Origin of the sequence: Segatella copri (assembly GCF_009495355.1) — a bacterium.
Lineage (GTDB): Bacteria > Bacteroidota > Bacteroidia > Bacteroidales > Bacteroidaceae > Prevotella.
Map to the genome: position 1 here is coordinate 1 of NZ_VZAD01000036.1, position 25,637 is coordinate 25,637.

Below are 25,637 nucleotides of genomic sequence, written 5' to 3' on the forward strand. Positions count from 1 at the left end.
ATATTTGTGAGACTACCAACTTTTTTATGAACTATTCTTATCCCGAACTGGGGTAAGGATTCCAAGCGCCGTGGCTGGTACCCTTCGCTACATCGTACTCATAATGGGCAGGCTTCAGAACAATCTGCACGCCTCCGCTGCGCTCGCGGTTGTAGCCGTTGATGGCACGGAACTTCAACTGCTCGGGAATGCTTTCGGTCGAGGTCTTCTCCATGTCGAAGGCATAGTGCACAATCTTCTCTTTCTTCAGACGGTTGACTACCACCTGCTTTACGGCAGCATAGTCGAGACCAGCCTCCTCGATGGTGGCGGTGTTGAAGAACACCTGATAGTTCATGATTGTCATCACGAGGTCTTTGTCGGTGTTGAACTTAGCCTTGAGCTCTTGGTTAAGTTCCTTGACCATAGATTTTCCGTTCCAGATGCCGGCAGGTATGCGCTGGTCTTGCAGGAAGGCGGCATTGTTGACAGCACCATGGTCGGCAGTGAGGAAGGTGAGATAGTTGCCCTTGCCGATGGTCTTGTCGAGATAGGCGAAGAAGTCGGCAAGTGCCTGGTCGAGGCGCAGATAGCAGTCTTCGGTCTCAACGGCGTTGACTCCCACCTGATGGCCGATGTAGTCGGTGCTCGAGCAGCTGATGGTGAGCAGGTCGGTGTCGGTGTTTTTGCCTAAGTTCTCGCCCTCGATGGCAGCCTTGGCAATATCGAAGGTGAGGTTGCAGCCGAAGGGCGTGTTGCGGATGATCTTGTAGCCATGCTTCTTGTAGAGAGCAGCGAGGTCGAGAGGCAACTGTGCCTTCTCGCCGTCGACGATGCCGTTCTCGTAGTTGTTGGCGTCGGCTGTGCTCTGCTGATAGGTGTCGATAGGGTAGAGGGTTTCCCACTTCTGCGAGAGATATTTCTCTGCCAGCTTACGCTTGTTGAACTTGTTGACCCACTCGGGCAGTTTGTCCATATAGAAGGTGCTGGTGATGAATCGTCCTGCCTTGTCGTCGAACCAATAGGCACCGTTGGCATGATGTCCGGCAGGAAGGATGGCGGCGCGGTCTTTCAGCGCCACGCCAACGACCTTGGAGCGGTTGTTGGTGGCAAGGCGCAGCTCGTCGCCGATGGTTGTCACCCACAGATTGCGTGGCGACATGTAGCCTGCCTTTCCATCGGAGCCTACGGGTTTCACGGTGTTGTCGCCCACGCAGTTGACAATCTTTCCGTCTTTCACAAAGGCGTTGCCGGCAATGCCGTGTATTGAGGGCACGGAGCCTGTCCAGACGCAAGAGTGTCCGATGGCAGTAACGGATGGGATGTAAGGTATCTGGCAGTTTTCTACGCTGAAGCCTTCGCCGAGCATTCGCTTGAATCCGCCCTCACCATAGCGCGCATAATAACGATAGAGATAGTCCCATCTCATCTGGTCGATCACAATGCCCACCACGAGCTTGGGGCGTTCGGGTTGTGCCTGAGCTATTCCGCAGAAGGCACAGAGAATGAAAATCAGTCGATAAATTCTGTTCATGTTTTATAGGGTTACTGGTTAATCTTCTGCAAAGATTGTACAAACGAGCGCAATGAAAACTTGTTTTCAAATTGCCGAGTGCAGTCAATCTTCTGCAAAGATTGTACAAACGAGCGTAATGAAAACTTGTTTTCAAATTGCCGAGTGCAGTCAATCTTCTGCAAAGTTACATAAAAAAACTGATTAAGCGAAGAGAATGATTTTTTATTTCTAAAATCGAAGGCTATCCCAAAGAAAATGCGTAATTTTGTTGCCGAAACTAATTTAACTCCAGAAACAGCGGATAAATCCTCAATCTTCTCCCCGGTAAACTCTTTCGTAAGCCTCTTGCATCTGTTGCAGCGAAAAGTGGCTCATGGCATACTGTCGGGCTTGTTCTGCCCAAAGAGCTCTCTCGCCTTGAGGAATGGTATGGGTGAAGAGGCGCATGTAGGCATCGATGTCGTTGTGCTCCACCTTGAGCGGCCAGTCGGTGGGCAGCGTGTCGGAGAGCCCCTTGGCATCATTGATGATGACGGGCGTGCCCTCCATGCTTGCCTCGATGGACAGCAGCGCCAGACCCTCGTGCTCTGAAGGCATGAGCAGATAGTCGAACGAACCGAGATAAGCCGACAGGCCGAAGAGTGGCGGATGGATGCTGGCATTGGGCGCATCGCCTATTCTGTGGATGAGCATGTCCTTGAGTCTGCCGTTGCCGAAGATGTGGAAGAAGTAGCGGTCGTTGCAGCTCAGCCTCTCCACGATGTCGGCCAGATGGCTGATGCCTTTCTGCTCCTCCATGCGTCCGGCAAAGAGGATGTTGACTTTTCCCTCCATAAGCCCGGGATACGTCTTCCGCTCCTGGCAGGGCGCAATGCCATTATATATAATAGGTGGCAGGGCGTGGTAAGCTTTCTGATAAGTATCGAGCACCGAGGTGGAGATGGCGATGTTGGCATTCTTCGACTGCAGCCAAGCTTCCACCTTGCTGCCCGTCTTCTGCATGCCGTGCCACAGAGACGTGTTGTGAATGGTGCGCACCACGCGGCAATGGCGGGCGAGACGGGGAAAGAGATGGAAAAACCGATAGACCGCCCATTCGGGAATCTCGCTGTGGCAGTGGACGACTGTAGGACGATACTTCAGGAAGAGGAATACAAACCACAACGGAAACAGCAGCGCTGCCGTCTTCTCGAAGAGGTAGTGAAACGGCACTGCGGGAACGGGTGAGCGGTGGAAGGCGATGTGAACCGCTTTCATCTCGCCGATAAACTGCCGTGTGAAGGGCGAACGGCCTCTCACGACCTCGACAATATGATACTCGAAGTCGGGATTCTCGGACAGAGCAATGTTGAGTGCCACGCGCTCGGCTCCGCCCATGTCGAAGTGGGATATGATATGGAATATTCGTTTCATACGACAAAAATAAGCAAAATGTTTTGAACTTCAAACAAATAGTGCTAATTTTGCAGAAAATATAATAGAAAAATGGCAGAAACATTAAAGGAGAAAACGGCTAAAGGATTGTTTTGGGGAGCTATGAACAGTGGCTCCACACAGGTGCTCAACATCTTGTTCGGCATCTTCCTGGCACGCTTGCTCTCGCCTGCCGACTATGGAATCATCGGCATACTCACCATCTTTACACTCATTGCTGGCAACCTGCAGAGCAGCGGATTCACGCAGGCTTTGGTCAACCTGAAACATCCCACCGACCGCGACTACAACTCGGTGTTCTGGTTCAATGTCATCGTGAGTTTTGCGCTCTATGTGGTGCTCTTCTTCAGCGCTCCGCTGATAGCGGCTTTTTTCCATCAGCCCTGCCTTGTATGGCTGTCGCGCTTCGTGTTTCTGGCTTTTTTCATCTCCTCGTTTGGCATCGTGCAGAATGCCTACATGACCAAGAATATGATGAACAAGGAGATAGCCATCGTGAGCTTCGTGGCGCTCATATCATCGAATGTGGTGGGCGTGTGCCTCGCCTTCAGCGGCATGGCCTACTGGAGCCTCGCATGGCAGCAGGTAATTTTTATTACGGTGCTCAACTTTGGCAGATTCTATTACACAGGCTGGCGGCCACAGCTGCATATCGACTTCGGACCGGTGAGGCAGATGTTCGCCTTCAGCGTGAAGCTGCTCATCACCAATATCATCAACACTGTGAGCAACAATGTGCTGACCTTTATCTTCGGTCGTTTCTATCCTATTGACGATGTGGGCAACTACTCGCAGGCTTACAACTGGAACACCAAGGCCAATTCGTTTATCTCCAACACGGTGGGGCAGATAGCGCAGCCCGTGCTCTCGTCGGTGAAAGACGACCGGGGCAAGGAACAGCAGGTGTTTCGCAAGATGTTCCGCTTCACCTCCTTTCTCTCCTTCCCGCTGATGTTCGGACTGGCACTGGTCTCGCACGAGTTCATCCTCATCACCATCAGCGACAAGTGGATAGCGAGTGTGCCCCTGCTGCAGATTCTCAGCGTGAGCGGAGCCTTCGTTCCGCTGTACACACTCTATCAGAACCTCGCCATCAGCAACGGACGCTCGGATGTTTACATGTGGTGCAATCTGGGGCAGGTGGTAGGATTGCTGGCGTTGGTGCTTTGCTGTCACAGCTACGGCATCTACTGGATGGTTGTGGCTTACACAGCCTTTATGATATTGTGGCTGTTGGTGTGGCAGGGCGCCATCAGACACATCACAGGCTTGCGCTTCAGGGATGTCTGTCTCGACACACTTCCCTTCCTGTTCTGTGCGGCAGGCTGTATGGTGGCAACTTATTATCTCACCTGCTGGCTGTCGAACATCTACCTGCTCTTGCTGGTAAGAATCATCCTGGCTTCTTCGTTCTATTTTGCAGTCATGAAGCTTCTTCGCGTCAAGATACTCGAAGAATGTCTCACATTCATGAAGAAAAAGAAAAAATAGTGTGCAGAAATCTCCGTTCCGTAGTTCGGAATGTCCGTTCCGTGATTCGGAATGGCCGTTCCGTGATTTGGAATGTCCGTTCCGTGATTTGGAACGGAGAATTTGATAAGTGAGAAGAAACAATTCACTCACTTCCTCCCAACATTCCCTTAACTTTCTCCCAAACTTTTCTTAACTTTCTCCCAAACTTTTCTTAACTTCTCTACCTTCTGAATATCTGTAAATTATAAATTCTTCTGAACAACAGATACAAGAGATTGACGTGTTTCACCTTCCAGCCACGGCGCAGCAGGGCGATACAGAGGCGGCAGACGGGATGGGTGACGCGATAGGTGCAGATGCTGTCTACCTTTTCGAGAGGCAGATGCTGTTCGGCTGCTACGCGATAGGCATTCACCATGCCGATGTCGGTGGCTGTGCGGTAAATACCCTTGTTGTCATGCTGCTCGATGAACGATGCCACAAGCTGGCAGGCCTTGAAGTGCGAGGTGAGGTTTTTCTCCGAGATGTCGTGGGTGTAGGAGGTGATGTTGTCTTTGCGATAATAGTACACCACATCGTCGATGAAATAGCGCTTGGCAAAGTACATGACTCGTGCCACCACGGCGTAGTCCTCGCTGTAGTCTATGCCCTCGACGCTGTATATGCCGTGGTTTTCGAGCAGATCCCTGCGATAGATTCTTCCCCAGATGCGGTTGGAGGTGATGTTCTGGCAGAGCAGTTTGCGCTGATAGGTGCGATGGCTGTCATGGGCGGCAGGATGAAACAGAGTGGCTTGTCCGTTCTCCCAGTCGGCAAAGCCTCCGTCTACGATGTCGGCACCGCTCTTCTCGGCAGCTTTTACCAGCTTTTCCACTGCATCGAGTGGCAGAAGATCGTCGCTGTCCACATGCATGATGTATCGGCCTCGCGAGGCAGCGAAAGCTGTATGGCGTGCGCCTCCCAAACCCTTGTTGTGCTCGTGCTGAATCAGTTTCACCTGTGACTTTCGCTCAGGAAACCGGTCGATAGTCTGTTGCAGTATTTCCACACTTCTGTCCTTGGTACAGTCGTTTACAAATACATACTCTATGTCGGCAAAAGACTGCTGGAACAGAGTCTCGGCACATTGTTCTATGTATTTCTCTACACCGTAGATGGGGACGAGGATGGATACTGTGGGCATGATGGTGAAAGGTTTGGATGGGTGAAGTAATTTACAATAGATACTGGGCAATGAGCAGCCCGTTGTAGAAGAATAGGAATACAGCAAGCACCATGACGATGAGGCGCAGATGTGACTGGTTCCTGGCGCTGAGACCTTTGAGCAGATAGCCTATGGCGATGGGGATGATGAAAGCCCAGTGGGCTGTCATGATGTACACCTCGTTGAGGCCGAAGCCCAATCCTAAGTGTATGAATGCGTCGAACGCCACCCATGCACCTATCATCCACAGGAACTTCGACCTGCGTCCCATCCACAGACCTGCGGCAAAGAGCACCACGAGGATGGCTTCGAGAACATAGGGCAGAGGCGTGCGGTAACGTACAAAAATGGGGCGGCGGGTGCCGACGTCCTGCAGCAGATGATCTTTGTGAAGGATGAGCGATTCGCCAAAGACATTCTCTACCAGCGACTGTGGACGCGACACGCTAAGGTCGGCCCAAGAGAGGATGCCTTTCTCCTTGATGGCGGTTCCGTGAATCTCTCGCTTGCGCTTCTGGTCGGCTTCCACCTGTGCCTTGAACACGCTGTCGCGCTGTTCGCGTGCATGCAGAATGCGGAGTCCTTCCTGGCGGTGAGGAATGATGAAAGCCTCGTTCTGCCAGATGGCAGCTGCGATGATGAACAGCGAGGGAATGACGATGCCCATCAGCAGGTGGCGCCATCTGAAGATGTCCTTGCCGTTGGCAAAGAGGGCAGAGAGGAACACCTTGGCTCCGTTGGTGATGGTAATGCCTGCCGTGAAGACGAAGAGCGTGGCTGTCTGCCAGGCCGGCATCTTCTCACGGTTCACGATGTGCTTGCCTGCCACATAGAACGTGAGGGTGAGCATGAACATCGACAGACCGAAATGGTCGGGCACGAAGCTGGAGAGCATGATGTAGGCAAAGGAGAAGAAAAGGGCCGACAGCAGGTTGGAGTCGAGTTTGTCAAGCTGCAGTATCTCACGGAAGGTGCGGCGGATGAAGACAAACGAGTAGGTGGAGAGAATCGTCATCACCACAGCCACGAGGATGATGGCAATGTTCTTGCCCGTGAGCTGCATCTGCCAGTAGTTGAGCAGATAGAACGGATACCAGAGGAATGGCAGCAACGGATGACGGAACTCGGTGTAGTAGGCGTTCCACTTCGACACGGTGAGATAGGTGAACACGTCGAAGCCCGACAGCTGATAGTATCGGGTGAAGAGACTCCAGTAGCCTATGTGGTTTCCGCCCTTGGTAAAGGGTGTGAAGTGATAGCACACCATGAGTGTGTTGAGTGCTGCGAATACAAGGAGCGCCACGATGACTGCCCACTTCTCTTCTTTTCTTATCTTGAAAATATGGTTCATATTTGTTGCTTAATATATTGTTTCTCTTTTACGTCATGGAGGAGTTTCGCTGGGGAGTTAAAGGAGTTAAGAAGTTATCGCTTCCTTCGGTCGCTGAGGAGTTAAGACAACATCCTTGGAGGAAATGTTTAGTGTTTAATTTCAAGTCCACAAAAGCTATTGTCTTAACTCCTTAACTCCTTAACTTCTTAATACCTTAACTCAGCATATAGCGGAAGAGCAGCGCTCCGTTGTAAGTGATGAGATAGAAGGTGAGTCCTATCAGGACAGAACGGCAGAGCGAGAGGCTCTTTCCTCGCAGGTGGCGCAAGAGGAAGGCGATGGCGATGGGCACAAAGAACATGTAGTGTGCCGTCATGATGTAAATCTCGTTGATGCCGAATCCCAAACCGATGTGCAGGGCAATGTCGAAGAGGAAGAAAAGCATCGACAGACAGAAGAACTTAGAGCGCACGCCGAAGAAAATGCCCAAAGCGAAGAGCAGCAGAATGATGCCCTCTACGATGTAGTTGATGGCCGAGTCGTAGCCCACGATGACAGGACGGCTTCGCAGCACGTCCTCCAACAGGTGCTGGCGATGCAGCTGGATGGCTTCGCCAAAGAGGTTTTCCAAAGCCGTCTCTGTGCGCGAGGTCGTGATGTCGGTCCAGCCCATAAACTCGCCTTTGGCAATGGGCTTGCCCGTGTTTCTGTTCCATATCTGCTTATGGTCTCTCACGTACTTCGCCTGTGCCTTCTTCTGTATGATGGCTTTCACGGCAGCCTCTACCTGTGCCGAGTCTTTCACCTGTGCCGTATCGCGATACTGCTTGTAAATCAGCTTTTTGGCCTCTTCGCTCTTCTTCATTCTCATCTCGTGGCGTGCCATCTCCTTGGGCCATACAAAGGTGCGGTATTCCACACGTGCCACAGCCCACATCAGGGCGGCTGGCAGGATGATGCCCAAGAGCAGATACTTGGGACGGAAGAATTTCCGGCCGTTGGTAAACAGGGCTGCGAGGAATGTCTTCAGTCCGTTGTTGAGCGATACGCCTGCTGTAAGCACAAAGAGCACTACGGTCTGCCAGGTGGTGAGCCGGCGTCCTTTCTGCATGCAGATGCCGCTGATGTAGAGTGTCATGAGCAGCAGCATCATCGACATGATGAAATGGTCGGGCACCATGGCTGAAACCATCACATAGGCAAAGGAGAAGTAGAAAGCCGACAGCAGGGTGGCATCGCAGTTCTTCAAGCCTATCACTTCGCGGAAGATACGGTAGAGGAAGATGAACGAATAGAAGGAGCAGAACACGAGGATAATGGCCACGATGTACTGCACGCAGTTGATGCCTGTAAGGGCAATGAGTGCCTGGTTGATCAGGTTGGGAATGTACATAAAGAAAGCCAGCAGAGGATGGCGATACACGTTGTACTCTGTGTCCCAACAGGAAACGACAGCATAGGTAAGCGGGTCGAAACCTGCCACATGGAAGGTTTTGACAAAGAGTTTGTGATAGTTGTCGCTGAGCTGTGTGAACTGGCTATTGTACTTGATGATGGTCAGCGCATTGAGCACGATGAACAGGAGCAGTGCCACGAGAGCCTGCCATCTCTCCTCGCGCTTGATCTTGAATATCTCGAAAGCTTTTTTTATCATGATGTTTGCTTTTGATTTTCTTGCTTGTTTGGGAAGACAGATCTTCATCCTTCACTTCTTCAGGAAGAATCTTACTAAGAGGAAGTTGACGGGAATGCAGACACAGAGTGTGGGCAACATGGCTATCTGCTTGGTCAGTCCCATGCCCACGAAGAGATTCAGACAGACCGTCTGCAGGGTATAGTTGATGATGTGAGAGAACGTAAAGCCGGCTCCTCGCTTGGCATTGGCCTTGACACGGAAGGTGTAGCGTGTGCTGGCAATGAAATTGAACACGAAACTGGCGATATAGGCAATGGTGTTGGCCGTGGTGGCCAGTACATGGTCGTTGGCGCCTAACTGGGGAAGACCCCAGGCAAGGCAGGGAATCATGACGAGATAGATGACGTACTGCAGGATGGTGGCTGCCACACCTACGATGCCAAACCTCACCACCTCGCCCAACTTCTCGCGTTTCGAGTCGTCCATCTGCTGTATTCTTTGCTTGATGTTCATGTCTTTGTTAATGATTAGCATGCAAAATTAATCATTTTCCCTTTATCCCGCAAATCTTTCTGCAACTATTCGCTTTTATGGCTGTTTACCAAATGCCCTTCGTCGGCAAAGGCAAGCATTTCCTTGTCGCCACGACTGTCGCCGTAGGCGGTAATGTGGTAACGGCTTCGGTCGAAGGAGAGAGCCGGCTTTTTTGCTTCGCCTGATGGCTTTTCTTCATCTGATTTCGACGAGAGAGCCTTGCTGATACGTCTTACTTTCTCTACGCCATAACAGTTGGCTGTGCTGAAGCACCCGGTCAGACAGCCGTCTTTCTCTTCTACTTTTGTTCCCAACACCTCGACTTCCCCAATGCCCTGTGTGGCGAAGAAGGGGCGAACCCAGTTGTCGATGCTGGCACTCACTATGAAGACTTTCTTTTTGTCCTCGACGGCCCGGCCGACAAGGGCAATCATATCAGGACGAAGAAGGTTGCTGCGTTCTTTGGCGAAGTCCTGGCACAGCAGATTGAAGGCGCGTGTGCTCATGCCGCCGAAGAAATGGGTGAAGATGAGCTGCTTCGCTTTCCAGTTGGGATAGAGGTGAAGTTTCATCAACACCAGGATGGGGCTGTAGAGCAGAAAGCCCCACAGCAGGCGCCATGTGCCAGCTTTGTAACGGATAATCTCCAGGAGCGTGTCCTTGGTGGTGAGTGTTCCGTCGAAGTCGAAACAATATATTCTTTCTTTTTCCTCCATCTTATATAATGTATATAATAATCAGGAATGAGAGGAGCCAGGCCAGGATGATGAACTGTGTGATGTGGTCGTGGAGCATGATACGGGTTGGGTCGCCGCTCTGTTGGTCTACCACAGCTATCTGTATGTAGCGCAGCAATCCTACCAGCACGAAGACACTTGTGAGATAGAGATGCTCGGTGTTGAAATGCTCTATCACCTCCGGACTTACCGTGTACATGATGTAGCACACAAGCGTTACCGAGGCAGTGATGGTGATGGCCTGGTTGATGAAGGTAAGGTTGTAGCGGCTCGTATTCTTGCGTGGCGCCTCGCCCGTCTTCTCCATTCTCAGCACATCGTCGCGTCGCTTGGCAAAACTCATGAAGAGCGTGATGAGGAAAGTCATCAGCACAATCCACTTGCTCAGAGCAATATCGGTGGCCACACCGCCTGCCAACAGGCGAAGCACAAAGCCGAAGGCAACGATGCAGACGTCGATGATGGCGTATTGCTTTAGTTTGGCGCAATAGCAGAGATTGAGCAGCCAATAGAAAAGGATGATTCCCATGGCCTTCCATGAATCGAGTGCAGCGCTGATGACGATAGAAAGGATGAGCATCAGAATCATCAGACAATACGCCGCCTTGACAGAAACGGCTCCCGAGGCAATGGGTCGGTGGCACTTTACGGGATGGCGCCTGTCGGCTTCTGCATCGAAAATGTCGTTGAAGCAATAGATACTCGATGCGGCAAAGCTATAGGCAAAGAAAGTGATGACACCAGCCAGAAGAGCGTCGGTGTGAAACAAAGCTCCGCCAAAGAACAGCGGTACAAAGACGAATCCGTTCTTGATCCATTGTTTGGGGCGTATGAGTCGCATCAGCGCAGAGAAGCCCCGGCTTTCGTTCATTCTATAATCTATTTTTTTCATGATTCTCTGTTTTCTTTAATATTCTCTTGAACTCCCTCCCCCTGCGAAAGTTGAGTATTCTCAATATTCTCAGTATTTGATGATTTTGGATATTTGTCGGCTGATCCATCCTGCTGTCTTGCTGAGAAGCCAGGCTGCAGGAAGCGTGATGGCTATGCAGACGAGGAAGGTGGGCCAGTAGCCCCAGTGATATTTCTCTATGTAGTGGAGCACGAAGTGAATGTGGATGAGGTAAGCCTCTAAGCTCAGCGCTCCTACAAAGATGAAGCCTCGGTTGAACCATTGGGGAGTGCGGCGGAAGATACGGTTGAGCAGCAGAATGCTCGTAATGGTAAGGGGAATATAGAGCATGCGCTCTAAGAAGAGAGGAAACATGCCGTGGCGTTCCTGTTCGAGGAAGATGCTCGAGGTGAGCGTCATCAGAAACATGATCCATATCATCCAGATGCTGGTGCCGTCGAGGCTTTGCCGTTGTCTTACCATCTCGCCCATGTTGATGCCGATGAAGAAGATTGGCACGCGGCTCCAGAAAATCTCCAGATGGCCTACGGCATGGTGGATGGGAGTGACATACTGTACAAGGATGCACCACATGATCATGACCACAGGCAACCAGCGATAGATGGGGTGGCGCTTGATAAGCTCCATGTAGCCTGGTGCAAAGAGATAGAGCATCATGGTGGCGGGAATGTACCAGAAGTTCAACTCGTCGTGAAGCCAGAAATCCCAGTTGATGCTGATGTCGCCCACGAGGTCGACCCATGCCCAGAGGTCTCCTCCCTCAAAACGCGGAATGTAGAACAGGCAGGCTATGATGAGCCAGGCGGGATAGATGCGCAGATAACGGCGCATGAAGAAGTGGCGCACGTCAGGATTCTTAGTCCACGAGAACCACAGACCTATACCGCTGAGGAAGAGAAACATGTCTACTCCCACATTGCCCATGCGACGAAGTCCGAAGAAAGCATCCTCGCGTGGCAGCGCCACATGAAAGAGGATGATGAAAAGCATGGCAGCTCCCATCAGTTCGCCTCTGAATCGGCTTATATTGGCAAGTTCTATATCTTTGATTTTTATCATAATGAAAGGGGTTGAATTGTCTTCACTTTCGAAACTCACACTCTTTACTTCATCTTACTTCATCTTTGGACTCGGAATCTTCTTCATCAGTTCAGAGAAGAGCCATGCTAAGCAGATGCTCGATATGATGTAGAGCAGCAGTCCGGCGTACATGTCGCCCCAACGGCTGATGGGGATGAATATTTTGCGGGTGATAGGATGGCAGACGAAGAGTGCTGCCGATATTCCGCCCATCCAGTCGAGAAATCTGTATGCTCCCTGCAGCCATTTCACTCCGCTCAGCACCTTTGCTACCAGGACGCAGAACAGACAGACGAAGAGAGGCACGAAGGTCCAGCCCAACATGCTTCCGCTGAGACTGTAGATGATGGCTCCGCAGAAGATAATGCCAAAGGCGTTGGTTGTGTTGTGATGGAAAGTCATGAGAATCTTCTCGCCATAGCGGGCATAAAGAATGCCGATGCCGAATGGCAACATGCCGCCCATGAAGTTGTAGCGATAGCGGTTCATCGCCTCACCGTCGGGCGAGAGACACAGTTGAAGCGCCAGGCAGACCACCATCAGCACTATGGTGAAAGCCCAGTGGCGACGGTAGATGAAGAGGCGGTAAATGATGTAGAGCTGCATCATCAGACCGAAGAACCAGAATGGACCGGGCCAGATGATGCGGTCGGGATTGGGCAATACGTTGTTGAACATGCCCAGCATGGCGATGATGTCGAGCGACTGATAGTGATGAGGCCCGGGAGTGAGGTAGTCGAGCATGGTAAATGCGACGAACCCCACAATCATCATCTTGAAGAGCTTGAGGTAGTGATAGCGTACGAATCGCAGTCCTTCACCCAGATTGGGCAGGTGACGGCCTGTGATGCTGAATCGCTCTGCGCCCTGTGTGAGGCGTGGACCAGACTCGTATTTCAGCACCAGTCCGTAGGCGCTGAGGAAGAGAAATACGGGCACTCCATAATGTCCGAAGAATGACAGCAGATGCATGGGCAGCCAGCCGTCGGGCGACGCCATTACCTGGTGCAGCCAGTCTACGTTGCGCTGTATGTACTGGTATTCGTTCTCCTTGACGATGGGGCCCAGCCAGTGGCAGTAGTTGTGCAGAAAGATGCCGATGATGGCAAGTCCTCTCAGGGCGTTGCACTCTGTTCGGTTTAGTGTGGGTGTACTCATAATCTTATTTTCCTTTCTTCTTCTCGTTAGCTTTCTTCTCTTTTGCTATATGTTCATCTCTCAGCTTGTCGTAGTCGGCAGAGTTTTTCAGGATGCGTGGCCGCATCTCGTCGTACTCAGGGCTGAGGATGTTGTATTTGGCCTGGTAGGTTGGCGTTTCGATGCCAGCCAGATAGAGCAGCAGATGGGGCAGGGCGTCGGTCATGTAGCGTCGGTCCTTGGCCTTGCGTATCTGCTTGTAGATGTCGCGATGCTTGCGTATGTATTTGCGCGAGCAGTAAATCCAGAAGGGAATCTCGAACTCGTAGTGGGCAAGGGGCCAGTCGATGGCTGCCGAATGGTTGCGGCAGATAAAGCCTCGGTTCTCCTCGTAGCATTCTTCTCCGTGGTCGGGCATGTAGATGATGATGGCGTCTTCCTTCTCGAATCGCTTCACTATCTGTGCCACGATGGAGTCGTTGTAGAGGGTGGCATTGTCGTAGTGGCTCAACATCTTGCGCTGCTTGGCGTTCAGCTCGGGGCGCTTGTCCTCGTAGTTGCCTGCCCAGAACTCGGTTTGCTCCTTGCGGTAGCGCGACTTGTAGTCTACGTGCTGACCCATGAGGTGGAAGATGATGAGGTTGTGCTCGCCCTGCTTTTGTTTCAGGTGGTTGTCGTAGTCGTCGAGCAGTCCGTCGTCGAGCGGATGAAGCTCGGTGTTGCGGTTGTCAAACTGCAGCTTGCTGAGCTCTGGGTTGTTGAGGAAGAAGCCTCCGCTGAAGTCGTAGACTGCTTCCTTGGCTTGTGGCAGGAACTCGTTGGTGATGAAGGTGACTTGATAGCCTGCCTTGCGGAAGAGCTCGGGGAAGAGCGGATAGTCGCACCAGTCGCCTTTCTCGCCCACAACGTGTGTCGAGAAGACGTTCTTGAAGACGAAGCTGGTGAGGTTCCAACAAGTCACGACATCGGTAAACTTGGTGAGCTTGCGCGACTTTTCGAGCGCTGCCTGGCGTGGTGTCGTCTTCATGAAGTAGCCATACTGCTGGGAGTGATGTCGGCCGTAGCTCTCGCCTATGATGAGCACGATGTTCGACGAGCGGTAGCTGCAACTGTCTACCCGTACGTCTTTGGCGGCATGTATGAGCTGTGTGATCTGTTTGGCGGCCAGCTTGTTGGCGTAGATGCTGAAAGCCAGTCGGTTGATAGGAATATAGAGTTCGGCGTGTCCCTTATTGGTGAGCTCGTGCTCCACTTCGCCTATGTTCTTGCCTCCGAAGAGCTTGAATGTCGCCATCTTGTTGTGCCAAGAGGTGCAGGCTCCTGTGATGAAGATGATGATGCCTATCACGGTCAGGGCGTAGGGTGTGGCACGGGTAACGCGCGTCACCCAGTTCCATCTCTTCTTGAGCGACAGCAGCTCGATGAAGGTAACGGCAAAGCCCAGACTCTTGATGATGGGCTTGCGGAAGGCTGCCACAAAGGCCTGTACGAGGATGAGCAGCAGAATCCATCCCACGGCGCTGAAGATGACGGTAGGCGAGAGGCAGGCTGATATGAAGTTGCTTGCCTCGTCGGGATTGGTCTCACCCACGAGCATCAGCATCGAGGGGTTGAGCGTGGAGTCGAAGTTGACGAAGCAGTAGGTGTCGGCAAGTGCTGTGACATATAATATAATGTACAGCAGGCTCCTTACGCAGAAGCGTATCTTCCGCTTCTTGGGCACGAGCATCAGCAGGGCGCAAACCACGTAGACGTCGACAAACAGTTCCAGCGCCAGGTTGTCGTACACGACTCCCCAGCGTGGAGTTGTCACTACGGCACAGATAATGCCGAGCAGATACATAAAGATGAAGAAGTTGGCGTTGCCGCGGATGGGGGCGAAGGCTAACTTCAGAAAACTCTTGGTCTTTGTTTTCCAGTTCATTTGTTGTTGCTCTTGTTAGGGGTGTTGGTTGGAGTAGTATTGCATGACCAGTGGCTCTATGCAGTCGGGCACCATGCCGTGTATGCTTTTGCCTTCCTTGATGCGTTGACGGATCTCGGTGCTGCTGATGTTGAGCAGAGGCGTTTCCACTATGGTTACGCCCGATGGCACTTTTCCTATGTCGCACCCTTTTCGCGGATAGACGACGATGGGGTAGTGGCTCAGGATGTCTTCGTGGTGAAACCATTTGTCGAAGGAAGCCCAGTTGTCGCCTCCTATGAGGAGGGTGAAGCTGACGTGGGGGAAGTCTTGGCTCAGCGCCTGCAGCGTGTGCCAGGTGTAGGAAGGCTTGGGCATGTGGAACTCATAGTCGCATGCCTTGAGTTTTGGCTCGTCGGCAATGGCTTGTTCTGCCATCTCGAGCCGCAGTTTGTCTGTCAGTAGGTCGGTGGCTTCTTTCTTGAATGGGTTCATGGGCGAAACCATCAGCCACACTTCATCCAGCCCTGCCTGCTGGCAGAGGCTCTTGGCAAGGGCGATGTGCCCTGTGTGTATGGGGTTGAAACTCCCGCCGAATATGCCCACTTTCTTCTTTTGCATCTTTCGCTCTTGTTTTATGTTTGACTTGAGGCATCTGTGACGGCTTTGTTCGGTTGTCTATTGTGACCAAGCCCGGTCGTCTATTGTGACCAAGTCCGGTCGTCTATTATGACCAAGTCCGGTCGTCTATTGTGACTAACTCTACTTTCGCCAGTATGTTCCACACGCCCTGAAGGGGCAGAAGCTCTTAGCCCAGGGCAACGCCCTGGGTTATTTTGGACGCAAACCTGTCGCCCTGTAAGGGCAAAAGCTTTAAAACTCCTGGCAATTTATAAAGCTGTTGCCCCTACAGGGCGCCTTGCTGATTGCCATTATACCCAGGGCGTTGCCCTGGGCTAAGAGCTTCTGCCCTTTCAGGGCGTGCTGCTTATAGGAGCTTCTGGGCCTTCAGCCCGTACTTGAACCACTTGTGAAACTTCAATGACTAATTCCTGCCTTATCCGACGACTCGACCCGGACTTTTCCTTGAAACCTCAGCCCGGCTTGTCTTACTCTTGATTCAGAAAGTCGGAAACGAGCTTGTAAACTTCCTGTTCAGCCTTCTCCAGCTTGTCGTTCACCACGATGTGGTCGAACTGTGGAGCGAAGGTCAGCTCGTAGTTAGCCTTTGCCAGTCGCTGTTCGATAACTTCGGGAGCATCGGTGCCACGACCGTTCAGACGGCGGCGAAGCTCTTCTACCGATGGCGGCTGTACGAAGATGCTGAGGGCGCGCCCGCCATAGAACTTCTTGATGTTGACGCCTCCTTTCACGTCTACATCGAAGACTACAGAGTCGCCAGCCTCAAGCTGGTTTTCCACTTGCGATTTCAGCGTGCCGTAGAATCGGTCTTGGTACACTTCCTCGTATTCCAGGAATTCGTCGGCTTCTATCTTGGCTTTGAATTCCTCGGGTGTGAGGAAGAAGTATTCCACTCCGTTCTGTTCGGTTCCACGTGGTGCACGCGATGTGCAGCTGATGGAGAAAGCCAGTTTCAGTTCGGGGTGTTCCTTCATCAGCCAGTTTACGATGGTGCTTTTTCCGCTGCCCGATGGGGCGCTGAATATTAACAGTCCATTCTTCATTTTGCTTTGAATATTATACATTGAATTGAACTTTCGCAAGACGCCCTGAAAGGGCAGAAGCTCTTAGCCCAGGGCAGCGCCCTGGGTAATCAAGGACGCAAGTTTGTCGCCCTGTAAGGGCAAAAGCCTCAAAAGAATCAGGCAATTTACAAAGCTTTTGCCCTTACAGGGCGCCTTGTTGACTGCCATTATACCCAGGGCGCTGCCCTGGGCTATGAGCTTCTGCCCTTTCAGGGCGTGTGGAGCTTACATGCGAAACTTCAGCATTGAACTTTATGATTAGTAAAGCCGTTGAATTCTTCGTTCTTCACTCTATTACAGAGCATTGAGCACTTGTTCCTTGATCTGCTCCAGCTCGTCCTTCATCTTCACCACGATGTTCTGCATCTCAGCCTGGTTGCTCTTCGAGCCAGTGGTGTTGATTTCGCGTCCCATTTCCTGTGCGATGAAGCCCAGCTTTTTGCCCACGCCGTGTCCTTCCTCGTTCATTGTCTCGCGGAAGTACTTCAGGTGATTGCTGAGTCGCTGCTTCTCCTCGCTGATGTCGAGTTTCTCGATGTAGTAGATCAGTTCCTGCTCCAGTCTGTTCTTGTCGTATTCGACATTAGGAATCTGCTGCAGTCCGTTCACGATGTTGGTCTTGATCTTCTCCACGCGCGATTTCTCGTAAGGCTCTATGCTGGCGAGCAATGCCTGGATGTTGTCCACTTTCTCGGTGAACTTCTTCTGCAGTGCAGCTCCCTCCTGGCGGCGGAACTCGATGAGGTGGTTCACAGCCTCGTCGATGGCTTGCTGTGCAGCCTTCCATTCCTCGTCGGTCAGTTCTTCCACATCGGTCTTGGTCGTCACGTCGGGCAGGCGCAACAGCGTAGCATACCAGTCGGCAGGCTCAGGAATGCCTGTCTGTGCCGAAATCTTCTTGATTTGCTGGTAATAGTTCTCCACCAGCGCCATGTTGATGGGCGTGGCGTCAGCCACAACGTCCTTTTCTATCCAGATAGAGAAATCAATCTTGCCTCTTTCCAGATTCTTGGCGATGAACTGACGTATCTCCATTTCCTTCTCTCTATACAGAGGAGTAATACGTGTGGAGAGGTCGAGAGCCTTGCTGTTCAGCGACTTAACCTCTACGTTGATCTTCTTTTCTTTGTAGGCTACGGTAGCTTTTCCGAAGCCTGTCATTGACTGTATCATATATTCTTCACGTTAAATTTCTGCAAAAGTACAAAAAAATGCGAGAAAAAGCGTAAATTTGCACCTTATTTAAGAATATATTTATTTTTATGGCTTGTATTTTAAGTATTGAGACGAGTACCGACGTGTGCTCGGTGGCAGTTAGTGATAATGGAGCCGTGATTTTCAACAAGGAAGATCACAGCGGTCCCAACCATGCAGTTAAGTTGGGCGTGTTCGTCGATGAGGCTATCAGTTACATTGATTCCCGCAATATTCCGCTCGAGGCTGTGGCAGTAAGTTGCGGTCCTGGTTCTTATACGGGTCTTCGCATAGGAGTGAGTATGGCCAAGGGCCTTTGCTATGGCCGTGGCGCAAAGCTCATCGCCGTGCCTACACTCGAGTTGCTGGCTGTGCCCGTGCTCCTTGGCGAGCATCCTGCCGAGGAAGATGCGCTCATTGTGCCTATGCTCGACGCCCGCCGAATGGAAGTGTATGCGCAGGTCTTCGACCGCGCCCTCCGCGAGGTGCGCCCTATACAGGCCGACATTGTGGACGCAGAAACCTACAAGGAGTATCTCGACCGTGGTGCTGTCTATTTCTTCGGAAACGGAGCAGCCAAGTGTATGGAAGTCATCAATCATCCCAACGCCCATCTCGTGAAGAACATCGAGCCGCTGGCAAAGAATATGGCGCCATTGGCCGAGAAGCGCTTCGTGGAAGGCAAGTTTGAGGATGTGGCTTACTTCGTGCCTTTCTATCTGAAGGACTTCGTGGCCAAGATGCCTAAGAAACTTATTTGATATTTACACCTATTATTATATATATATTAATGAACATAGACGGATTAGACTATAACACCCAGCGAGAGCAGATCGTGCTGCCTGAGTATGGACGAGAGATACAGCAGATGGTTGACTATGCAGTCGGCCTGCCCGACCGTGAGGAGCGTCAGCGATGCGCCAGGGCCATCATTGCCATCATGGACCGAATGTTCCCCGAGAGCAAGAATGTGGAGGGACATGAGCGCAAGCTCTGGGATCAGCTCGCCATCATGAGCCGTTTCCAGCTCGACATCGACTATCCTTTCGATGTGACAAGTGCCTCGCAGATAGCACAGAAGCCCGAGCCCATGCCTTATCCGATGAAGAAGATTCCCGTGCGCCACTATGGTGCCATGCTCTTCGAGGCTTTCGAGATTCTGAAGACCATGGAGCCTGGCAGGGAGCGCGACGAACTGGTGAAACTCACTGCCAACCAGATGCATCGCAACCTGATGCAGTGGAGCCATGGTTCGAGCGACGGCGAGAAGGTGGCTTCCGACCTGGCCCGCTTTACCGACGGAAAGATTCAGCTCGACTTGAACACTTTCAAGTTCGAGAGAATTGTAGACCGTGAGCAGTCGCAAGGACGCAATGGCAAGAAAAAGAACAAGTAACTTATATTCCCCTTATCATTCATAAACCCCAAAGAATAGTCTATGGAGTCATTTATCATAGAAGGCGGTCATCCGCTCACAGGAACCATCATTCCGCAGGGTGCCAAGAACGAGGCACTCGAAGTGATTTGCACTACTATCCTTACCGACGAGCCTGTGCGCATCAAGAATGTGCCAGACATCCTCGACGTGAACAACCTCATCAAGTTGCTCAGGGAGATAGGCGTGAAGGTAACTCAGAACAGTCGCAACGACTATACATTCCAGAGCGACGAGCTGAAGCTCGACTATCTCGACAGCCTGGAGTTTGTGGCTAAGTGCTCCTCGCTGCGTGGAAGCGTGCTGATGATTGGTCCGCTGTTGGGACGCTGTGGCAAGGCAACCATCGCCAAGCCGGGTGGCGACAAGATAGGCCGCCGTCGTCTCGACACCCACTTCCTGGGATTCAAGTATCTGGGTGCCAAGTTCGTGCACGACGACGAGCGCAATGTCTATCAGATAGAAGCCAGAAAACTGAAGGGCTGCTATATGTTGCTCGATGAGGCTTCGGTTACGGGTACTGCCAACATCATCATGGCTTCGGTGCTTGCCGAGGGAACCACCACCATCTATAATGCAGCCTGCGAGCCTTATATCCAGCAGCTCTGCCATCTGCTCAACGCCATGGGCGCTCAGATCAGCGGCATAGGCAGCAACCTTCTTACTATCGTGGGCGTGAAGTCGCTTCACGGAGCCGAGCATCGCATCCTGCCCGATATGATCGAGGTGGGCTCGTTCATCGGTATGGCTGCCATGTGTGGAGCCGGTGTACGCATCAAGGACGTGTCGGTCCGCAACCTGGGAATCATTCCCGAGGCTTTCCGCCGACTGGGTGTGAAGATAAAGATTGAGGGCGACGACCTCTTTATTCCTGAACAGAAGCACTACGTCATAGATTCCTTTATCGATGGAACCATCATGACGCTTGCCGATGCCCCATGGCCAGGACTTACCCCCGACCTCCTGTCGGTTCTCCTCGTTGTGGCGACACAGGCACGTGGCAGCGTGCTCTTCCATCAGAAGATGTTCGAGAGCCGACTGTTCTTCGTCGACAAGCTCATCGATATGGGTGCACAGATTATTCTCTGCGACCCGCACCGTGCTGTGGTGGTGGGCCACGACCATAAGATCCGACTCCGTGCCGGCAGAATGACAAGTCCTGATATCCGTGCCGGTATTGCCCTGCTCATTGCAGCGATGAGTGCCAACGGTACAAGCCGTATAGAGAATATCGCACAGATCGACCGTGGCTACGAGGACATAGAGTTCCGACTCAATCAGCTCGGAGCCAAGATTACGCGTGTCACGGATTGAGTAAGCGAAGAGTGAAGAGTGAAGAATTCAATGGCTTTACTGATCATGATTTTCAAAGATTCTATGCGATATGATAAGACGAGACGACGTTTATAAGATAGGCAAGTTGGGAAAGCCCCACGGCGTGAAGGGAGAAATCACCTTTGCCATTACCGACGATGTGTTCGACCGTGTGGATGCCGATTATCTCATTCTCGACATTGACGGCATCCTGGTGCCTTTCTATATAGAGGAATACCGGTTTAAGAACGACGAGAATGTGCTGGTGAAGTTCGAGGACATCGATACGCAGGAACAGGTGCGTGCCTATACGGGCTGCGAGGTGTTCTTTCCCCGTCATCTCTCCGACAGCGATGAGGAGAATATGTCGTGGGCAGAAATTATCGGCTTCCAGCTTGTTGATGCCACTACCGGTCTGGTGATAGGCACGATCGACCATGTGGACGACAGCACCATCAACTTGCTCTTCGAGATAACGACACCTGCGGGAAAGGAACTGCTGATTCCTGCCAGCAACGACTTCATTCACGAGGTGGATGCCGGGCAGCGTGTCATCAAGATGCAGTTGCCCGAGGGAATCCTCGAGTTGGATTAAATGGCGGCGAAAAGTTGCGAAGGCTTGCAAATTAGAATAAGATAAGAGAAAATGAAGAAACAACAAATATGTATCCTTGGCTCCACGGGAAGCATCGGCACACAGGCGCTCGACGTGATAGAGCAGCACAGCGACTTGTATGAGGTGTACTGTCTTACAGCCAACAACCGTGTAAAGGAGCTGGCACAGCAGGCTCGTAAGTTCAAGCCTGCTGCCGTGGTGATAGCCAACGAGGCACATTATGACGAGTTGAAAAACCTGTTGAGCGATGAGCCAGACATCAAAGTCTATGCCGGTGCTCAGGCGCTTTGCGACATCGTGGAGGCCGACCCTATCGACATGGTGCTTGCCTCTATGGTGGGCTTCTCAGGACTTGAGCCGACAATCCATGCCATCAAGGCCCGCAAGAAGATCTGTCTTGCCAACAAGGAGACCCTCGTCGTGGCTGGCGAACTGATATGCGGTTTGGCCCAGCAGTATCATGCGCCCATCCTGCCGGTCGACAGCGAGCACAGTGCCATCTTCCAGAGTCTGGTGGGCGAGGACGACAACGAGATAGACAAGATATTACTCACCTGCTCGGGCGGACCTTTCCGCCATCACACCATGGAGCAGTTGGCTAAGGTGACTGCTGCTGATGCGCTCCGCCATCCTACATGGGACATGGGAGCCAAGATCACCATCGACTCGGCTTCGCTCATGAACAAGGGTTTCGAGGTGACTGAGGCCAAATGGCTCTTCGGCGTTCCTGCCGACAAGATAGAGGTGCTCATCCATCCGCAGAGTGTCGTGCACAGCGCAGTGCAGTTTGTCGATGGAGCAGTGAAGGCTCAGTTGGGTGTGCCCGATATGCGTCTGCCCATACAGTATGCCTTCTCCTTCCCCAAGCGCCTGCCTCTGCAGGGCGACCGTCTCGACTTGTTCAAGACCAAGGACTTGCAGTTCTTTGAGCCCGACTACGAGAAGTTCAAATGTCTGCGCTTGGCTTTCGAGGCTATCAGGAAAGGTGGCAACATGTCGTGCATCGTCAATGCAGCCAACGAGGTGGTCAATGCCGGCTTCCGCCGTGGCGAGTGTGGATTCTTGCAGATGGGCGACATCATAGAGCAGGTAATGGCGAAAGCCACCTTCGACAGTCAGCCCGATCTCGACGTCTATCTGCAGACCGATGCCGAGGCCCGACGCATCGCTGCAGAACTGATGAAGAGTGCGTCATAATATAATGAAGGTGTGAGAGACGCTATATATATAATAAGGTGTGCACACTGTCAATCACGAATTATCAATAAAGTTTATCAATCATAATCATGGTGAACGGCGGGAGGAGCCTCACAAAAGTCTCAGTTTTCTGCCTTCACAGTTCAAAGTAAAACAATGGAAATATTCTTGATCAAGGCGCTTCAGCTCATGTTGGCGCTTTCCATATTGGTGTTGCTCCACGAGGGCGGTCACTTTTTCTTCTCCAAGCTCTTCGGAGTTAGGGTAGAGAAGTTCTATCTCTTCTTCGACCCTTGGTTCCATCTCTTCGAGTTCAAGCCCAAGAATTCGGACACTACCTACGGAATGGGTTGGTTGCCATTAGGCGGTTACTGCAAGATTTCGGGTATGATCGACGAGAGTTTCGATACCGAGCAGATGAAACAGCCCGAGCAACCCTGGGAGTTCCGTTCCAAGCCTGCCTGGCAGCGACTGCTCATCATGATAGGTGGTGTGCTGGTCAACTTCGTGCTGGCGCTCTTCATCTACTCGATGATTCTCTTCCACTGGGGCGACGACTACGTGGCTACCAAGGACATGAAGCAGGGCATGGCGTTCAACAGCGAGGCCAAGGCCTTGGGTTTCCAGGATCATGACATCCTTGTAGGTACTGAGGAAGGTGCTTTCAAGACCTACGATGGCGATATGTTCCGTGCGCTCTCTACTGCCCACAGAGTCGACATTATCCGTAATGGCAAGCCTATGAGCCTGCAGTTGCCCGGCGACATCAACATGCTGAGCATGTTCAAGGCTACTCCCCGTTTTGTGGAAATCTATCAGCCTCTTCGTATCGACAGTGTGGCAAAGGGCACACCTGCCGCCAAGATTGGTCTTACTCCTGCCGATAAGATTCTGAGCATCAACGGTCAGAAGGTGGAGACTTTCAATGCCTTCACCAACGAGATGGGCCGCATCGACGACCAGCTGGCTGCTGCCACTACTGCCAAGGACAGCGCAGCCATCCTCAATGCCCAGTTGACGGTGCTGAAAGCCAATGGCGACACGCTTACCACATCTGTTCAGCTCGATGCCTCAGCGGGATACACCCGCATGGGATTCGTCAACTACAATATTGTACGCGACTATAAGGTGACTCACATCCGTTACGGATTCTTCGAGAGCTTCCCTGCCGGCATCAAGTATGGCTGGAATGTCTTGTCGGGCTATGTGGGCGACATGAAATACGTCTTCTCCAAGGAGGGAGCCAAGAGTCTGGGTGGCTTTGGCGCACTGGGAAGCCTCTTCCCACCCATGTGGGACTGGCACGCTTTCTGGTTGATGACAGCCTTCCTGAGCATCATCCTTGCCTTCATGAACATCCTGCCCATCCCCGCACTCGATGGCGGACACGTGTTCTTCCTCCTCTACGAGATGATAACAGGACGCAAGCCTGGCGACAAGTTCCTTACTTATGCTGAGTATGCGGGCTTCACCATCCTCTTGCTCCTTCTCATCGTTGCCAACCTCAACGACGTGTTGCGTCTCTTCGGCATCATTTAAGGAATAATCCGTAAATTAGCTGAGTCCACTTAAAAAAATACCCTTATGTTTTGATGGTTCTTTTTTAAGTGGACTCTTAAATTATAGTGTTGCGGAATTAAGGTTAAACAATTTCAAAATACTCCTTACTACAAGAATCAGCGCTGTTTTCAAATAAAATCAATTATTTTTGTTCCAGCAATGTCACCTTTCGCCCGTGCCGCTTGTTATATAAATGAACTGGTTCTGCAAGAAGCAACAAACGCACCGCTTCTGCACACAACGATGTGACAAACAACAAGTATAACAATTTAAAAACGAAAGAAAAATATGGATAATTTAGTAGAAATCTTGGTTCCGTTAGGAGTGGCAGTAGTGCTCCCTATCACTATTGTAGCAATCGTGTTCAAGAGTGCTTTGGCATCTGAGCGCAACCGCAAGGAGATAATCCTCGCTGCGTTAGAGAAGAACCCCAACCTCGACGTCGAAGACCTCGTGAAGCGCATGAAGAAGTCGGAGAAGCTTATCAAGGAGAAGCTGCTCGCCAGACTTGAGCGCGGCTGCCTCTGCTGTCTTATGGGCGTGGCGTTCATATTGCTCTACTTCTTCTGCGAAGTGATCAGAACAGATATGCTCCTTATCGTAGGTGTAGCGCTGATACCTATCGGCATCGCCTTCCTCATAAGCTACTTCGTAGGTCGCCGTATGCTCGCCAAGGAGATGGAGGCAGAGCAGCAGAACATGAACAAAGAGTAAAAACAGCGTATGACGAGAGAACAATTCATAGCACTTGTGAAGAGCGAGCAGGAGGCATTGCGAGGCTTTCTGCTCGCCCTCTGCTGCGGTAAGCGCGACGATGCCGACGACATAGCTCAGGAGACGCTGGTGAAGGCTTACCTCTCTTCGTCGGCCTATCGAGACAAGGGCAAGTTTCGCGCGTGGCTGTTCACGATAGCACGCAACACCTTCCTCAACCACAAGGCAAGCAAGCGCACGTTCGACGACATCTCTGCAGCGCGCAGCGTGGCGTCAGCAACGTCAGCCGACTCCGCCTTCCGCCATCAGGAGCTGTACATGGCGCTCGCCACACTCTCGCCCAAGGAGCGCTCTGCAGTGGTGATGTTCTACATGAGCGGCTACTCGGTGAAGGAGATAGCCGACATCACCGACTGCACCATAGACGCCGTGAAGAAGCAACTCTCGCGCGGCAGAGACAACCTTAAAACAATATTGAACGTATGAAGAAAGATAAAGCACTTGAGGAACTCTTCCTCGCAGCCCGACCCACCTTTGACGATGGCGACGCATTCATTGCCAGACTCGAGAAACGCCTCGACGCCGTTGAGTATCTGAAGCAGCACGAAGAAGCCTGCCTCAGACGCTACCGCTATGCCATGCTCGCAGCCTTCGTGCTTGGAGTTATCTTGGGAGGAGGCGTCATAGCCGTTATGCTCGCCATGCCAGCCGAACAGCCACTCTTTTCGTTCGGCGTGGAGAACGCCCTGCTCGTAACGCTCGGACGGTATTCGCGATATGCAGTGCTCGTGCTCGTCTCGGGCCTTGTATGCTTCACAATAGTTAGTATAGTGAACATCGTAGTAGATTTGTTGAGTCTGCGCGACCAAACACGGGGTAATTACTCAGCACCCTATTGTCATGAGTTGTTACGTTAATGTGAGTCAACGTGTATTATCAATAAAACTTAAAGTGGTCAACTAAAATCGTTAAACCACAATTATGCACTTTGCCCAATACGATGGGCAAGTTTACCCACAGCA

Annotated in this window: 24 protein-coding genes; 10 read left to right on the forward strand and 14 right to left on the reverse strand. The window is 51.8% G+C overall.

Features of this window, described 5'->3' with window-relative positions; all coding sequences use genetic code 11:
* Positions 1 to 37 precede the first annotated feature (37 nt).
* Positions 38 to 1,513, reverse strand: a complete 1,476-nt coding sequence (gene pafA / locus F7D20_RS03880; RefSeq protein ID WP_158462923.1) for an alkaline phosphatase PafA — start codon at positions 1,511 to 1,513, stop codon at positions 38 to 40.
* A 291-nt stretch (positions 1,514 to 1,804) separates the two neighbouring features.
* A complete protein-coding gene (locus tag F7D20_RS03885; protein ID WP_158462924.1) occupies positions 1,805 to 2,908 on the reverse strand; it encodes a glycosyltransferase family 4 protein in 1,104 nt (367 codons plus the stop codon).
* Between the two features lie 72 nt (positions 2,909 to 2,980).
* Here F7D20_RS03885 and F7D20_RS03890 point away from each other — a divergent pair, with 72 nt between their 5' ends.
* Positions 2,981 to 4,420 (forward strand): lipopolysaccharide biosynthesis protein, encoded by a 1,440-nt coding sequence (locus F7D20_RS03890; protein ID WP_158462925.1) that lies wholly within the window; start codon positions 2,981 to 2,983, stop codon positions 4,418 to 4,420.
* Positions 4,421 to 4,622: 202 nt separating this feature from the next.
* Here the strand turns inward: F7D20_RS03890 and F7D20_RS03895 are convergent, their stop codons facing one another.
* The 12 genes from F7D20_RS03895 to F7D20_RS03950 form a co-directional block, all read right to left on the reverse strand.
* On the reverse strand, positions 4,623 to 5,585 hold the full coding sequence (locus F7D20_RS03895) for a glycosyltransferase family 2 protein (RefSeq protein ID WP_158462926.1): 963 nt from the start codon (positions 5,583 to 5,585) through the stop codon (positions 4,623 to 4,625).
* A 31-nt stretch (positions 5,586 to 5,616) separates the two neighbouring features.
* A complete protein-coding gene (locus tag F7D20_RS03900; protein ID WP_158462927.1) occupies positions 5,617 to 6,957 on the reverse strand; it encodes a DUF6080 domain-containing protein in 1,341 nt (446 codons plus the stop codon).
* A gap of 196 nt (positions 6,958 to 7,153) precedes the next feature.
* Entirely contained in the window at positions 7,154 to 8,590 is a 1,437-nt protein-coding gene (locus F7D20_RS03905; RefSeq protein ID WP_367383907.1) for a DUF6080 domain-containing protein, read from the reverse strand.
* 54 nt (positions 8,591 to 8,644) lie between these two features.
* Complete coding sequence (locus F7D20_RS03910) at positions 8,645 to 9,088, reverse strand: GtrA family protein (RefSeq protein ID WP_158462929.1); 444 nt, start codon at positions 9,086 to 9,088, stop codon at positions 8,645 to 8,647.
* Between the two features lie 65 nt (positions 9,089 to 9,153).
* The gene (locus F7D20_RS03915; RefSeq protein ID WP_158462930.1) at positions 9,154 to 9,825 is read right to left on the reverse strand and encodes an HAD family hydrolase; all 672 of its coding nucleotides are present in this window, start codon (positions 9,823 to 9,825) and stop codon (positions 9,154 to 9,156) included.
* Between the two features lies 1 nt (position 9,826).
* Positions 9,827 to 10,738, reverse strand: a complete 912-nt coding sequence (locus F7D20_RS03920) for a decaprenyl-phosphate phosphoribosyltransferase (protein WP_228114096.1) — start codon at positions 10,736 to 10,738, stop codon at positions 9,827 to 9,829.
* 69 nt (positions 10,739 to 10,807) lie between these two features.
* A complete protein-coding gene (locus tag F7D20_RS03925) occupies positions 10,808 to 11,818 on the reverse strand; it encodes an acyltransferase family protein (protein WP_158462931.1) in 1,011 nt (336 codons plus the stop codon).
* A gap of 54 nt (positions 11,819 to 11,872) precedes the next feature.
* On the reverse strand, positions 11,873 to 12,997 hold the full coding sequence (locus tag F7D20_RS03930; protein ID WP_158462932.1) for an acyltransferase family protein: 1,125 nt from the start codon (positions 12,995 to 12,997) through the stop codon (positions 11,873 to 11,875).
* Between the two features lie 4 nt (positions 12,998 to 13,001).
* The gene (locus F7D20_RS03935) at positions 13,002 to 14,900 is read right to left on the reverse strand and encodes a sulfatase-like hydrolase/transferase (protein ID WP_158462933.1); all 1,899 of its coding nucleotides are present in this window, start codon (positions 14,898 to 14,900) and stop codon (positions 13,002 to 13,004) included.
* Between the two features lie 15 nt (positions 14,901 to 14,915).
* On the reverse strand, positions 14,916 to 15,500 hold the full coding sequence (gene nadD, locus F7D20_RS03940; RefSeq protein WP_158462934.1) for a nicotinate (nicotinamide) nucleotide adenylyltransferase: 585 nt from the start codon (positions 15,498 to 15,500) through the stop codon (positions 14,916 to 14,918).
* 488 nt (positions 15,501 to 15,988) lie between these two features.
* Positions 15,989 to 16,564 carry a guanylate kinase gene (gmk, locus tag F7D20_RS03945; protein ID WP_158462935.1) on the reverse strand — a complete coding sequence of 192 codons (576 nt, stop codon included), beginning with the start codon at positions 16,562 to 16,564 and terminating at the stop codon, positions 15,989 to 15,991.
* A 315-nt stretch (positions 16,565 to 16,879) separates the two neighbouring features.
* Positions 16,880 to 17,758: a YicC/YloC family endoribonuclease gene (locus F7D20_RS03950; protein ID WP_158462936.1), complete on the reverse strand. Its 879-nt coding sequence runs from the start codon at positions 17,756 to 17,758 to the stop codon at positions 16,880 to 16,882.
* 89 nt (positions 17,759 to 17,847) lie between these two features.
* Here F7D20_RS03950 and tsaB point away from each other — a divergent pair, with 89 nt between their 5' ends.
* From tsaB to F7D20_RS03995, 9 genes are all read left to right on the forward strand, one after another.
* A complete protein-coding gene (gene tsaB / locus F7D20_RS03955) occupies positions 17,848 to 18,540 on the forward strand; it encodes a tRNA (adenosine(37)-N6)-threonylcarbamoyltransferase complex dimerization subunit type 1 TsaB (RefSeq protein WP_022252827.1) in 693 nt (230 codons plus the stop codon).
* 29 nt (positions 18,541 to 18,569) lie between these two features.
* Positions 18,570 to 19,175 (forward strand): DUF4290 domain-containing protein, encoded by a 606-nt coding sequence (locus tag F7D20_RS03960; RefSeq protein ID WP_158462937.1) that lies wholly within the window; start codon positions 18,570 to 18,572, stop codon positions 19,173 to 19,175.
* A gap of 42 nt (positions 19,176 to 19,217) precedes the next feature.
* Positions 19,218 to 20,528, forward strand: a complete 1,311-nt coding sequence (gene murA, locus F7D20_RS03965; protein ID WP_022252829.1) for a UDP-N-acetylglucosamine 1-carboxyvinyltransferase — start codon at positions 19,218 to 19,220, stop codon at positions 20,526 to 20,528.
* A gap of 70 nt (positions 20,529 to 20,598) precedes the next feature.
* The gene (rimM, locus tag F7D20_RS03970) at positions 20,599 to 21,123 is read left to right on the forward strand and encodes a ribosome maturation factor RimM (protein WP_022252830.1); all 525 of its coding nucleotides are present in this window, start codon (positions 20,599 to 20,601) and stop codon (positions 21,121 to 21,123) included.
* Between the two features lie 51 nt (positions 21,124 to 21,174).
* Positions 21,175 to 22,341 (forward strand): 1-deoxy-D-xylulose-5-phosphate reductoisomerase, encoded by a 1,167-nt coding sequence (locus F7D20_RS03975; RefSeq protein ID WP_022252831.1) that lies wholly within the window; start codon positions 21,175 to 21,177, stop codon positions 22,339 to 22,341.
* A 156-nt stretch (positions 22,342 to 22,497) separates the two neighbouring features.
* Positions 22,498 to 23,880: an RIP metalloprotease RseP gene (gene rseP, locus F7D20_RS03980; RefSeq protein ID WP_158462938.1), complete on the forward strand. Its 1,383-nt coding sequence runs from the start codon at positions 22,498 to 22,500 to the stop codon at positions 23,878 to 23,880.
* A 309-nt stretch (positions 23,881 to 24,189) separates the two neighbouring features.
* Entirely contained in the window at positions 24,190 to 24,615 is a 426-nt protein-coding gene (locus F7D20_RS03985; protein ID WP_158462939.1) for a hypothetical protein, read from the forward strand.
* A 9-nt stretch (positions 24,616 to 24,624) separates the two neighbouring features.
* The gene (locus F7D20_RS03990) at positions 24,625 to 25,101 is read left to right on the forward strand and encodes an RNA polymerase sigma factor (RefSeq protein ID WP_158462940.1); all 477 of its coding nucleotides are present in this window, start codon (positions 24,625 to 24,627) and stop codon (positions 25,099 to 25,101) included.
* Positions 25,098 to 25,532 (forward strand): hypothetical protein, encoded by a 435-nt coding sequence (locus F7D20_RS03995; protein ID WP_158462941.1) that lies wholly within the window; start codon positions 25,098 to 25,100, stop codon positions 25,530 to 25,532. The genes F7D20_RS03990 and F7D20_RS03995 overlap by 4 nt, the downstream gene beginning before the upstream one ends.
* The last annotated feature ends 105 nt before the right edge of the window (positions 25,533 to 25,637 follow it).